Here is a 15,564-nt window from a genome sequence, read left to right on the forward strand (position 1 = left end):
ATGGAGAAGACAAACATCCCTCAAACACTGTCTGCGATTCTAATAGGACTGAAAGATGTTGAGAATAGAGGCGTAACATTTATTGGGTCAGGCAATCAGGAAGAATTTATTTCCTATAACCAACTTTACGAAAGCGCTTTGTCGTGGCTGCATTATTTGCAGAAAGAAGGCGCACAGCCCGGTGACGAATTGATATTACAGGTAGAAGACAATAAAACTTTTTTACAGATTTTCTGGGGCTGTATTTTAGGTGGGATCATACCAGTGCCTGTTTCAGTTTTTTATCATGTTGGAAATGCCAGGAAGTTATATAAGATCAGGGCGTTTTTAAAGCGTCCTTTTCTGATGACCAACCGTGCGCACTATGAAAAATTATGCCTATATAAGGATGAAAGTGAACATCCGGAAGGGCATCATTTTGAAAGGGTATTGTTCATGGAAGACCATGCAGGAACACCGCAGGAGGCAGTCATACACCCTGCCACTCCTGACAGTATCGCCTTTTTACAGTTTTCATCAGGCTCCACAGGCAACCCCAAGGGAGTGGTGTTGACTCATGCCAACCTGGTCAGTAATATTCAGGCTGCCTTGTCTGCACATGCCTGTACGGAAGCTGACCGCCATTTAAGCTGGATGCCGCTTACACATGATATGGGGTTGATCGGGTTTCACTTGTACCCGATTGCGGCCGGGGTGAACCATTACCTGATGCCTACAGACCTCTTCATTAAAAATCCGCTATTATGGATGCAGAAAATATCCGAGCATAGGGCTACTATCATCGGCTCTCCCAACTTCGGGTATAAGCACTATCTGGATTATTTTACAGAGGAAAAGGCAAAAACGCTGGACTTGTCCTGTGTCAGGATTATCCTCAATGGAGCGGAACCGGTTTCGGCTACTTTAACGAGGAGTTTTATGGACCGGTTAGGCCCGGTGAAGCTGAGTCCCAATGCCATGTGCCCGGGGTATGGATTGGCTGAAGCAACACTTGAGGTTACTTTTCCAGGCGCTCATGCGCCATTTGAAAGCATCCATGTTCCAAGGGAGACATTAACAATAGGGCGATCGGTCATGGGAAAAGATGTGTCAAAGGGTGAATGGATAAAAGAAAGCATCGAATTGGTAAATCTTGGCAAACCCATTGGTGACGTGGGTATCAGGATCACGGATGAAAACGGGATTGTGTTGGAGGATGGTCATGTAGGAATTATCCGGATCAAAGGTGATTTCGTTACAAGCCGGTATTATAATAATGAGACAGCTACCAGGGACACGATTCAGGATGGATGGCTGAATACGGGCGATGCAGGGTTTATATGGGAAGGTTGTCTGTTTGTGACCGGAAGGGTGAAAGATATCATTTTTGTAAACGGAACCAATGTATATCCGCATGATATAGAGTATCCGCTGGAACAGCTGGACGGCCTTGGTGCGAGGAAGGTGGCTGTCTGCGGGGCGGCAGATAAGGAGACAGGGTCGGAAGCCATTATGGTTTTTGTCGTCCATAAATCTTCAGTGGAAAAGTTTCTGCCCATCGTGGCCGCCATAAAGAGATTCGTTGCAGAAAAATTAGGACTGGAGGTGAAACAGGTAATACCGGTGAGACAGCTCCCTAAAACGACCAGTGGTAAGATTCAAAGATATTTGTTAGCCGAGGAGTATACTAAAGGAAGCTATGATGCAGTCATCCGGGAGATAGCGGAAAAAAGTAAAATTGCCGCCGGTGAAGAAAAGCCGGTAACAACCAATGACCGGGCAAATCAGTTTTCTGTTGATACTATCAGGCAGTGGCTGCAAAACTGGTTGCAGCAGCGGTTTAACCTGACAGTGGCGGAACTGGCTGTGGAAAACACCTTTGCCGCCTATGGAATGACTTCGATGCATGCAGTGAGGCTGGCAGGTGATCTGGAAGCATGGATGGGATCCGCCATCGATAAAACAGTCATTTATAATTTCCCTACCATATCAACTTTGGCCGGGCATCTTTCTAAAGTAAGTGTGGCAGATAAAAAAGACTGGTCGTCTGACAGCCATAGAGAGGGTGACAGACGAGTTGCCGTAGTGGGCATAGGGTGCCGGTTTCCCGGAGGGATCAGTACGCCGCAGGCATACTGGGATTTTCTAAAGAAACAGCGTAGTGCTATTACCGTTATCCCCAAAGAGCGTTGGGACGCAGATGCATATTTTGATACAGACGAAGACGCATTGGGTAAAATGTACACGCGGCAGGGAGGCTTCATTGAGCAGGCCGATGAATTTGATCCGCTGTTTTTCGGCATTTCACCGCGGGAAGCTGCCGGTATGGACCCGCAGCAGCGGCTGTTGCTGGAAACATGCTGGGAAGCGCTGGAGCATGCGGGGATTCGTCCGTCCGGATTAAGGGGCAGTGACAGTGGTGTTTTTATAGGTCTGGGAACAGATGATTATCAAAGGCTCGTTGCTGCTAATAATGGCACAGCCCAGGTAGAAGACGCATTTGGTGGCCTTGGCGTGGAAAGAAGCATTGCCGCTGGCAGGATTGCCTATGTGCTGGACTTTCACGGCCCTGTGATGCAGTTGGACACCGCCTGTTCGTCTTCACTGCTGAGCGTACACCAGGCATGCTTAAGCCTGTTGCAGGGTGAGTGCTCGCTGGCCCTTGCCGGCGGCGTGAACCTGATGCTGACGCCCGATACGACTATTAAACTATGCAGGTTAAAAGCATTGTCGCCTGCCGGACTGTGTAAATCCTTTGATGACAGCGCGGACGGCTATGTGAGGGGAGAAGGCGCAGGCGTGGTGGTATTAAAACGGTTGAGTGATGCCTTGGCCAACGGAGATAATATCCTGGCGGTGATTGACGGGTCCGCGGTGAACCATGACGGGTTGAGCAACGGCCTTACTGCGCCGAACGGGCTGGCACAGCAGCAGCTGATTGAAAAAGCACTGCGGCAGGCTGGTGTAGACAGTGATATGGTGCAGTATGTGGAAACACATGGCACCGGTACCCGCCTGGGTGACCCTGTGGAAGTACAGGCGTTAAACGCGGTGTATGGACATCGCCGTTCAGCTGACCGTCCGCTGTTGATCGGCACGGTCAAAACCAATATCGGGCATCTGGAAGCGGCGGCTGGTATCGCTGGCTTTATCAAAACGGTACTCTGCCTGCAACACCGGGAAATTCCCGCCAACCTTAATTTTCATACGCCCAACAGGTTCATCCCCTGGAAAGATATGGCGGTGAAGGTGGTTGACCGGTTAACGCCCTGGCCGGCTGATACCGGGAAAAGGCGGGCAGCTGTCAGCTCGTTCGGCTTAAGTGGCACCAACGTGCACGTTATCCTGGAAGAAGCACCTGTAATAGCAACAACAGCAGCACAACATGCTGAAACATTGCTGCCTTCCTACCCGCTGTTGTTGTCCGCCAAAACACCGGAAGCGCTGCGGGCGCTCGCAGAACAATACCTTCATTATGATTGCTCCGCGGTTTCCTTAGCAGACGTGGCTTACAGTGCTGCTGTAACGCGCGATCATTTTCAATATCGTTTGGCCTTTCCTGTTAGTACGACGCAGGATATCTGCCAATACCTGCAGGCATATACCGGCGACACCTTCGCAGAGGACCTGCGGCAGGGTATGGTGCCGGCGCAGAAAGGGCAGCTGGTGTGGCTTTTCACCGGCGGTGGATCGCAGTACTGGAACATGGGAAAAGAATTGTATGCGTCCAGTGTGGTATTTAGAAATGTGATAGACCACTGTGACGCCTATCTGAAAACACGCTGGGATTTTTCTCTTACAACACTGCTCTATGAAATGAAGATGGAAGCGGCCAATGAGCTGCTGCTGCAAATGACCTATTTCCAGCCGGCAATATTTGCCATCTCCTGTGCATTGGCAGAGGTATGGAGGTCCTGGGGCATTGTTCCCGCTATTGTTGCAGGACATAGCGTGGGAGAATACGCTGCGGCCTATGTGGCCGGGGTATTCAGCCTGGATGACGGATTGACGCTGGTGACCGAAAGAGCGCGGCTGATGCAGGCTGTTGAAGAGCCGGGGGCGATGGCGACGGTGTTTGCACCAGCCACACTGGTAGCGGAAATGATACGGCCATATGAAGGGCTGTCTGTTGCGGCGATCAATGGCCCGGAACTGACGGTTATCTCCGGAAGAACAGCAGAGGTAAGGGAAGTGCTAAGATCGCTGGAGCAGGCCGGTATTAACGGCCGGGAGCTGCTGATCGCACAGGCCTCCCATTCTCCCCTGATGAAGCCGGCGCGCGATGCATTTCAAAGTACAGCGGCCAGTATCCGGTACCATAAACCGGTATTGCAGCTGGTGTCCAATATCACCGGCGAAGTGACGACTGATGAAGTGACCAGGGCATCCTATTGGTGCGACCATATTTTGTTGCCGGTCAATTTCCACAAAAGCATGAAAACCATCAAAGAGTTGGGGGGAGAAGTGATGATGGAGCTGGGGCCTCATCCCAATCTTTTATCAATGGTGCAACTGACAGCAGCTTATGATGAAGACTGTCTGTTGCCCGCCATGCAACGCGGACAATCTTCCTGGAGCACCATGCTGAAAAGCTTATTGGCGCTGTACGTAAAAGGCTTTCCGGTAAAATGGGACCGGTTCTACGGTCACGGTCTGCACCGGAAAGTACCCTTGCCCGTTTATGCCTTCCAGCGGCAGCGCTATTGGATAGAACAACATGAACCCACACAACATTTACCTTCTCAGAATACCATAAAGCATCCGGTTATGACCAACAATACAGCACATAATAACACAGCGGATATACGCGGGTATCTTGCCGAAGTATTTGGCCAGCTATTGAAGATATCTCCTGATAAAATTAATATTCATACCCGTTTCCTCGAGCTGGGAGCCGATTCCCTGACATTGGCCACCGCCGTACGGAGGATAGAAAAAAAATACGGGCTCAATTTCTCGATCCGGCAGCTGTTTGAAGAGGTGAACACCCTCGATCTGATGGCTCAATACGTCGTGAAACATGGCACTTATACGGCACCGGTTGTGGAAACGCCGGCAATACCTCCGGTGGAGGAAATTATTGTTCCTCCTGCAGCCCCTCCGGTGGCGGAAAATGGCGTTAAAGAAGCCGCTGCTGTCAGCCCCGATTATTACTCGCTGGTACAGCATCAGTTGACGGTCATGGAACGCCAGTTGCAGGTGTTTACCCATCAGCCGCCTGCAACAGCGCACACCAATGGAGCGCCTCCCGCAAAGCAACACACGAATGGCCTGCCATCCGCAACACAGCATACTAACGGGGCGCCACCTGTAAAGCCGCATACTAACGGGGTGCCGCCGGCGAAGCCCTATACAAACGGACTGCCGCACACGAATGGTGACCATAAAGCTACACCTCATGCAGATGATGTGGCGATACTGGACGCCATTGTAAAATCCGCTCCTGCTGAAAAAAGCAAAACCCCCAAACAACGGGCGTCTATTTTTCCGAAGATAGAAACCACGCCGGGGCAGACAGGATTTTCCGCAGCGCAGCAGGCTTACCTGGACGATTTTATCAGCCGCTACATACAAAAAACAAAAACGTCCAAAGCGCTTACGCAACAGTATCGCCCTGTTTTGGCCGATAACCGTGCATCCGCGGGGTTCCGTTTTTCGACTAAGGAAATTTTGTATCCCATACAGGCAGCTTCTTCTGACGGAGCAAGACTAACGGATGTTGATGGCAACAGCTATGTGGACCTCGCCATGGGGTTTGGCGTAGATCTGCTGGGGCACAGCCCCAAAGTCATAAAAACAGCCTTACAGCAGCAACTGGAACGTGGCTATCAGCTGGGGCCTCAGACGCCACTGGCCGGCCAGGTGGCCACACTGGTGACATCGCTTACCGGCATGGAACGGGTAAGCTTTCATAACTCCGGTACGGAAGCGGTCATGACAGCGATAAGGCTGGCACGTACTGTTACAGGGAGAAATAAGATCGCCGTATTTACAGGTTCTTATCACGGGCATTTCGACGGTACCCTGGCCGTGCCGGAAGATGCAGCGGCAGCGCATACCGGCGTCCCCATTGCACCGGGCATCCTGCAGAATATGATAGCAGATGTGCTGGTGTTCGACTATACGAATCCTGGCGTGGTAAAACAAATACAGGCGCATGCACATGAACTTGCTGCAGTGCTGGTAGAACCGGTACAGAGCCGTCGTCCCGGCTATCAGCCGAAGGCGCTGCTGCAGGAACTGCGTGACATGACACGGGCCGAAGATATTGTACTGATCTTTGATGAGATGATTACCGGCTTCCGCATTCACCCGGGCGGAGCACAGGCACATTTCGGGATAAGGGCAGATCTGGCCACTTACGGCAAGATCGCAGGCGGTGGCCTGCCAATAGGCGTCATCGCGGGAAGCGCGAGGCATATGAGCGCGCTGGATGGTGGCATGTGGGAGTATGGAGATGCTTCCTATCCACAGGCCGACACCACGTTTTTTGCGGGCACGTTTTGCAAACATCCGTTAAGTATGACCGCCTCGCTGGCGCTGCTGCAGGAACTGGAACGGAGAGGCCCCGCCTTGCAGGAGCAGTTGAATGCCCGTACCACCCGGCTGGTAAATGATATCCGTTCTTTCTTTGAAGAAAACAATGTGCCCATCCAGGTAAACAATTTTGGCTCCCTGTTCTACTTCACCATCACCAGTAATATGGACCTTTTCTTCTATCACCTGGTAGAGAAAGGAGTGTATGTCTGGGAAGGAAGGACCTGTTTCCTGTCAGATGCCCATACCGACGAAGACGTTGATTTCATTGCAAAAGCAATCAAAGAAAGCATCCGGGATTTACAACATGCCGGTTTTTTACCAACGCCTGCCGCCGATAAATTGAAGCCTGCCTCTTCCCGTATACCCCTGTCCTTTAGCCAGGAAGGGCTGTGGTTCATAGACCAGCTGGAAGGCAGCGTCCAGTATCATGTGCCCATCGTTTTAAAACTCGCGGGAACACCGGATGTCCATGCCCTGGCCTATGCACTGAAGGAGGAAGTACGCCGGCATGAAGTATTGCGGCTGGTAGTCCGGCAATCGGAAGATAAAGAGGGCGGAGTGTACCAGCAACTGCTGGACGCGGAACCGTGGGAAATGACAACCACCGTGTACAACGGGGAACCGCAGGCTTTACAGGAACATATAACCGGTTTGGTGAACGCTCCGTTTGATCTTTCCCGTGATTACATGTTAAGGGCCCGGCTGGTCCGGTTGTCTTCCGGGGAACACGTCCTGGTCCTGGTATTCCATCACATCGCGTTTGATGGATTATCGTCCCATATCTTTTTACAGGAGTTCTCTGAACTGTATTCGGCTTACACAGAAAGACGTACGCCCAAACTGGCGCTGCTGCAAATGCAATATGCAGACTATGCCATATGGCAGCGGACCTATCTTTCAGGGGACTTACTGGACAAACAGCTGACTTACTGGAAGGACAAGCTGAGTGGCGTGTCGCCCCTGAACCTGCCTGTTGATTATCCTCGCTCGTCTGTCAGAAGCACACGAGGGGCAGTGATACCTTTTCGTGTTGATAAAACACTGACAGGACAGTTACAGCAACTAAGCCGGCAACAGGGTACTACCTTGTACATGACCATGTTGACAGCTTTTAAGGTACTCCTATCCCGCTACAGCGGCCAGGAAGATATCTGTGTGGGAGGACCGTTGGCCGACAGGCCTATGCAGGAGCTGGAGGGACTGATCGGGTTCTTTATCAATGCACTGCCCCTGCGCAGTAATTTAAGCAATAATCCTTCGTTCACATCGCTGTTGCAGCAGGTGAAGCTGACCATACTGGATGCCTATGATCACCAGGAAGCTCCGTTTGAGAAAGTGGTACAAGCCGTGGCGGGTGACAGGGATGCGAGCAGGAACCCGCTGTTCCAGGTGTTGTTTGGATTGGAAAGCGTACCCGAAGTGCTCGATGTGCGTTTGAACGGGGTGGAGTTGTCACAGATGCCCCTTGAAGACACCACTTCCCAGTTTGAAATCACAATTTCCATGTATGAGAAGGCCGGGGGACTGGCCGGTACTGTTTCCTACAGTACGGACCTGTTCCGGGAAGAGACCATTGAACGTATGATGGTGCATTATGAAGCACTGTTGTGTTCCATTGTGAAAAGTCCCGAGGTTGGAATAGGCGCTTTATCGATGCTGAGCGCTGAAGAAGAAGAACAGTTGCTCATCACTTTTAATAAAACCACGGTAGCACAGCCCAAAGATAAGACGGTCATCGATTTATTTGAGGAACAGGTAAAGCGCGTGCCGGATGCTGTTGCAGTCGTGTTCAGAGAGCGGAAATTCAGTTATCGGGAACTGGACGCGGCGTCAAACCAGCTGGCGCATTACCTGGTCAGTAAAGGTGTAAAGCCTGACAGCCTGGTGCCGATTTGTATAGAACGCTCTTTTGAAATGATGGTAGGGATACTGGGCATTCTTAAAGCAGGAGGCGCCTATGTGCCCATTGAACCGGATTCCCCGCAGGACCGTATCGCTTATATACTAAACGACACAGGCGCTGTGGTGCTGGTAAGCGCTGGTACACGGGTATTGACGGTAGCGCCGTCAGTTACCATCATCAACCTGGATAAAGACCAGGACCAGATAAGCGCATACCCGGACACGCCACTGGCCCGTATTGCATCCCCGGATAATCTGGCCTATGTGATATACACGTCCGGCAGTACCGGCATGCCCAAAGGCGTATTGATTGAACACAGCAATCTATTAAACTATTTATTGAACGGCCAATGCCATTATATCCGTGAAGGTGGTAATAAGGCCGGCAGTTTCATGCACCTGCCCTATAGCTTCGATGCGTCTGTGACAGGGATATTCATGCCTTTGCTCCGGGGTAAATTTATAGTGATCAGCAGCGGGCAGGGAGTGAGCATATTTGAAGATGACCAGCTGTGGAAATATGCCCCCTATGATTTTATAAAACTGACACCCGGGCATTTGCCATTATTGGAATCCGCCATGATGGCTTCTCCGGGTCGGCATTTGACAGATATACTGGTATTAGGCGGAGAGGCGCTACACCCCGTTAATATCCGGTATTGGATTGAGCATCGTCATGATGTGATGATGGTAAATGAATATGGCCCTACAGAAGGCACCGTTGGTTGCAGTACCTATTGGTTTAATACCCTGGGAGATATTTTAACAGGAAGCAACGGCATATCCATCGGAAAACCGCTGGACAATGTAACGTTATACATATTAGGCCCAAACCGGGAAATGCTGCCCGTAGGCGTAGTTGGAGAGATTTGCATCGGAGGGGCAGGGGTGGCCAGAGGCTATTTAAACCGGCCGGAGCTGACAGCCGGTAAATTTATACCAGACCCTTTCAGCCCTGAAAAAGGCGACAGGCTTTACAGGACAGGGGACCTGGGAAGATGGTTGCCGGACGGCACTATCGAATACCTGGGCAGAACAGACAACCAGATCAAGGTCCGCGGCTACCGGGTAGAGTTAGGCGAAATAGAAAGTGTGATGGAAGGGTGCGCACTGGTCAGACAGGCAGTTATACTGGCCCGGAAAAGTGACGACGGTCCTGATACCGGTTTCCAGTTGATCGGTTATGTCGTTCCGGCCGGAGCGTTCGACCGTGAGGGGATTTTAGCTTATATGAAGGAAAAACTGCCGGAATATATGTTGCCATCGTTGCTGGTGGCGTTGGATGCCCTGCCGTTGACGTCAAACGGGAAAGTCGACAGGGCCGCTTTAGCTGATCCTAACAGGGCGGCGCTGCTGACAAACGAGCAGGTGGCGCCGCGTAATAAGCTCGAACAGAAACTGGCAGATATCTGGTGTGAATTATTAAAGATAGAAGAGGTTGGCATATACGACAGCTTCTTTGAGCTGGGCGGTCACTCATTGTTGGTGGTACGCCTGATTTCAGCTATACGTAAAGAACTGGGGGTGGAGATATCCATCAATGAAGCGTTTGACAATCCTACCATCAGCGCTTTGTCTGCGTTGCTAGGCCAGCCGGAAGAGGAAGATACCGTACCGGCGGCAACCCATTATGAAGAAGCGGCGGGCATTCCGTTATCGTATAGCCAGGAACGTTTGTGGTTTATTGACCACCTGGAAGGAAGTGTACAGTATCATTTGCCATGCGCGCTAAGGTTGAAGGGGAAGCTTAACAGAGAAGCCCTGGCGTACGCGTTACAGTCCATCGTAAACCGGCATGCATCACTTCGGACGGTCATCATGGAAGAAGACGGTCAGGCCCGTCAGCATATACAGGATAAAGACAATTGGCAGTTGACCGTAACGGATAATGAAGCTTACAGGAGAAATGATACGGCCCTGAAGGCGTATATCCAGTCGTTAATGGTGAAACCGTTTGACCTGTCGCGGGATTATATGCTGCGGGCGCAGTTAATAGTACTGAACGACGAAGAACATGTACTGGCATTGACGATGCATCATATAGCGGCAGATGGCTGGTCTGTTGGGATTATTATAAGGGAATTAGGTGAATTATATGCCTCTTATGTAACCGGGCGGACGTTGCAACTACCCGTACTGTATACCAGTTATGCCGATTATGCGATCTGGCAGCGGAATTATTTATCCGGCACATTACTGGATGAAAAACTGGCTTATTGGAAAAATAAATTGACCGGCGTGGCAACGTTGGAGTTGCCCACCGATTTTATACGCCCGGCAACCCGCAGCACGCGTGGTGCAAGCCTTCCTTTCAGCTTAAACAGGAAGTTGTCGGCGCAACTGCTGACGTTCTCCCGGCAGGAAGGAGCCACGCTGTTTATGACTTTGCTGTCGGCCTTTAAAGTGTTGTTATATCGTTATAGTGGCCAGACTGATATCTGTGTGGGCAGCCCGATAGCAGGAAGAACGCGGCAGGAGCAGGAAGGGCTGGTGGGGATATTTATCAATATGCTGTCCCTGCGAAGTGATTTGAGCAATAACCCCTCCTTTGTATCGCTGTTACAGCAAGTGAAACAAACCACCCTGGAAGCTTATAACCACCAGGAAATACCGTTTGAAAAAGTGGTGGAGGCCGTGACAAAAGAGCGCAACCTCAGCAGAAGCCCTCTGTTCCAGGTGATCTTTGGACTGGAGAATGTGCCTGAAACGCCTGTATTTCACCTCGGGGAATTAGCATTGTCGCAGATGGAGCTGGAGGATACTACCGCCCAGTTTGATTTAAGCTTTTCCATGAATGAAGGTGCTGATGGCTTAACAGGAACGGTATCATGGTGTACGGACCTGTTCAGTGCGGAAACGATAAAACGTATGCTGGGGCATTTCGAAGTGTTGTTAAGCGCCATTGTAAAAAGCCCCAGGGCAAAAATAGGCTCTTTGCCGATGTTGGCCGGGGAAGAAGCGCAACAGTTGCTGCTTGGCTTTAATGACACTGCTGTAGCCTATCCCAAAGATAAGACGCTCACAGACCTGTTTGCTGACCAGGTGGCACGTACGCCAGATGCAATTGCGGTACAGTTCCGGGATGCTGCACTAACGTATCGTGAACTGGATGTACGCACCAGTCAACTGGCTTATTACCTGCGCAGTAAAGGTGTCGGTACAGAAACACTGGTTCCCGTTTATACAGAACGCTCTTTTGAAATGATCGTCGCGATATTGGGCATCCTGAAAGCAGGAGGAGCTTACGTGCCCGTTGATCCGGCGTATCCGTCAGAACGGATCAGTTATATGCTGAAAGACACCGGTGCAGCCATATTGTTAACACATACCGCGCCTGTATCGTTAACCGGAATACTGCCGGACGACATGCAGGTCATTTCGCTGGATGAAGCGTGGGATGACATTGTCCAACAGCCGGTAATCCTCACCGGTTCAGGTTTACAGCCACATCACCTGGCTTATGTGATCTATACATCAGGCTCTACGGGATTACCGAAAGGGGTGATGAACGAGCATGGCGGTATTGTGAACAGGCTGTTGTGGATGCAGGATTATTTTAAGCTTGACAGCAGTGACGCCGTATTACAGAAAACGACTTTCTGCTTTGACGTGTCCGTATGGGAGTTGTTCTGGCCATTGATAACAGGAGCAAGGCTTGTTTTTGCGTTGCCCGGAGAACAGAAGGATGTTGACTATTTAAGTAAAACAATAGCAGCGCACCGGATCACAACAATACATTTTGTACCGTCGATGTTAAACGTGTTCCTGGAGAGTATTTCAGCGGGAGATTGCGGAAGCCTGCGCAGGGTCATCTGCAGCGGAGAGGCTTTGCACCCGCAGCAGGTATCGCACTTCAGGAAGAAGTTGTCTTCAGCAGAGCTGTACAATTTATACGGCCCTACAGAAGCCGCAATTGACGTAAGTTACTGGCATGCGCCGAAGCATGGTGGGGACATAAAAGTAGTACCTATCGGGAAACCGGTGGCCAATACTCAGCTTTATATTTTAGATCCGTCAGGTAACATAGCGCCGTTGGGAGTGCCCGGGGAATTGCACATTGGCGGTGTGCAGGTGGCCCGTGGTTATCTGAATCGCGCGGAACTGACCGCAGAAAAATTTGTGGCAGACCCGTTTGTCAAAGGGACCGGAGGGCGGCTGTATAAAACAGGAGATATCTGTAAATGGCTGCCTGACGGCAATATCGCCTATATCGGCCGGGCAGACGACCAGGTGAAGGTCCGTGGCTACCGTATAGAATTGGGCGAAATAGAAACAGTACTGGAGAAAAGCGGCCTCGTGAAGGAAGCCGTTGTGGTAGTAAAGGGTGATAAAGACACACACCGGCAACTGGTGGGGTATGTTGTGCCCACAGGTACTTTCAACAGGGAAGCGATCGTTGCTTATCTGAGGGACAAGCTGCCGGAATACATGGTGCCTGCCATGCTGGTGGCACTGGAGAAAATACCGCTTACCGCCAATGGTAAGGCCGACAAAAAGGCGTTGCCGGTACCCGGCGCGGATGAGTTGCTGGTAAATGAATATGTAGCTCCCCTTAGCGAAGCAGAGCAGGTGTTGGCAGGTATCTGGCAGCAGCTGCTGGGCGTGGAACGGGTAGGGATACACGATAATTTCTTTGAACTGGGAGGTGATTCCATCATTACCATACAGGTAATAAGCCGGGCTAAACGCGCCGGATATGAGATGCGGCCCAAAGACCTGTTCACGCACCAGACAGTAGGGCGCCTCGCCGCTATGCTGGCGGTACAACAGGGTGGCAGTATCACCGGTGAACAAGGGCTGCTGACAGGAGACAGCGGGTTGCTGCCTTTTCAGCAACGGTATTTTGAACAGGCGGGTAAAACAATATCCCATTTTAACCAGGGGGTAATACTGGAGATAGATAAAACCGTAGATGCGGGTACGTTATCCGCGGCTATTACACAATTAGTACGTTATCATGATGCATTGCGCTTTGTATATGTTCATGGCAACGATGGCTGGAAACAGGAATATGGTAATGATGAAGGCGGGCTGGAAATAGTGGACCTGCAATCCATCGCTGTTGATGAGTTGACCGGCAAGCTCGAACTATATGGAAACGCCTGTCACCGGCAGCTGGACATTACAAAAGGACGGCTGATGCACGCCACATTTTTGTTAATGCCTGAAGGGCAGCCCAACCGGCTGTTGCTGGCCATTCATCACCTGGCCATAGACGGCGTTTCGTGGCGTATCCTGCTCAGTGACCTGGAATTGTTATTGGAGCATGACCGGCATAAACCAGCGGATGAAGTACTGGGGCCTAAAGGTACATCATACCGGCAATGGTACCAGGCACTGGCCGAATATGCGCAATCCCCCCGCTTGCTGGACCAACAGCCTTACTGGGAGCAAATAGTACACGGGTATGTGCCTTTAAGGGCTGATCATGCCTGGAATGGTGAGGTAACCATGGCGGATATACGCAGCTATAAGGTGAAACTGGATGCTGCGCAAACCCGGCGGCTGTTGCAGAACGCACCGCGTGCGTACCATACTGAAATCAACGATATCCTGTTATGCGCGTTGGCCCTTACTTTGTCGGCATGGAATGGTAACACCTATGTGAATATCGGCCTGGAAGGCCATGGCAGGGAAGATGTACAGCCCGGAACAGACCTTGGCCGTACCGTAGGCTGGTTCACCAGTTTATACCCGGTGCGGCTGAAAGCGGAAGCCGGTCAGCCGGAAGGAGCGGCATTAAAATCTGTAAAAGAACAATTAAGACGGGTACCGGATAAAGGCATCGGGTATGGCGTATTGAAATATATCAGTAAAGCAGCTGCCTTACAGGGTCAAGATGCCTGGGATATTGTATTCAACTACCTGGGGCAACTGGACCATGTCGTGGACAACGGAGCATATGTCCGCGGTGCTGCGGAACTGCCCGGTACAGCCATAGCGCCGGATTTCCCGATGGCGGAAAAACTGTCTGTCAACGGTATCGTACAGCATGGTGAATTGATATTTGAATGGGGATATAGCAGCAAACATTACGATGAGTCAGGCATAACCGCCCTGGCAGAGCAGTACCTGGCGCAGCTGGAATCGCTGATTACGCACTGCGTGGCACAGGATGTGCCTTCATTTACGCCGTCAGATTATGACCTGGGAGGAATCATCAGCAATGAGGAACTGGACAGCTTTTTGGACGCTCCGTATAAAGATGCTGCGAGACGTACACAGGTAGCTGGTTTATACCGGCTCAGCAGTCTGCAGGAAGGGATATTGTTCCATGGGCTGTATGATAATCAGAGTACGGCTTATATGGAACAGATCAGCTGCGACCTTACGGATTTGAGAGAGGACATATTCCGGCAAAGCTGGGACCACCTCTTACAACAACACAGCATACTGCGCAGCTGCTTTTACTATGATGAATTTGCGGTGCCGGTACAATGTGTGTACCATGAGGTAACGTTGCCGGTAACACTGCTGGACTACCGGGGCCTGACTGAAGCTGAACAGCAACTGGCCCTGAAGGAATATGAAGCGGCAGACCTGAGCCGCGGCTTCGATTTCAGTACTGCCCCCCTGATGCGCATCGCCCTGATACGCCTGAAAGACAATCACTACAGGATGCTGTGGACATTCCATCATATTTTGTTTGATGGATGGTCTTTGGCTGTTTTAATGGAAACGCTGTTAAATACCTATGAGTTGCTCGCAGCAGAAAAAGCAGTGCCGGCGCCAACAGTGGACCATTACTGGGATTATGTCCGGTACCTGGGTCAATCTGATAAGGAGCGGGCGACTGCCTATTGGAAAAATTATTTGCAGGATGTAGAGGAAGGCAGCCTGTTGCCTTTTATCGGCCTTGCTGCTGAAAGAACAAAAGGAACGGGAATACAGCAAGCGACATCACTGTTACTGGATACTGTTGCCACGGGCAACATAACCCGTTATGTGCAGCAACACCGTATTACCATAAATACCCTGATGCAGGGCGTGTGGGCATACCTGTTATACCGTTATACCGGCAGAAAGGACGTGGTGTACGGGGTGACAGTGTCCGGCCGGCCGGAAGATTTGCCGGGAGTAGAACAAAGAGTGGGCCTGTATATCAATACGCTGCCGTTATACGCACGGATAGATGAAAACAGT

1 protein-coding gene (only partly in view) is annotated in these 15,564 nt (G+C 51.0%); it reads left to right on the forward strand.

The features are described 5' to 3' along the window. Window positions 1-15,564: the 5' portion of a non-ribosomal peptide synthase/polyketide synthase gene (locus tag HGH92_RS26780; protein ID WP_168873884.1), read on the forward strand. The gene runs 19,953 nt beyond the window's last position; 15,564 of the gene's 35,517 nt are visible here — the first part of the coding sequence; the start codon lies at window positions 1-3; its stop codon lies off the right edge, out of view.

This window comes from Chitinophaga varians (assembly GCF_012641275.1).
GTDB lineage: Bacteria > Bacteroidota > Bacteroidia > Chitinophagales > Chitinophagaceae > Chitinophaga > Chitinophaga varians_A.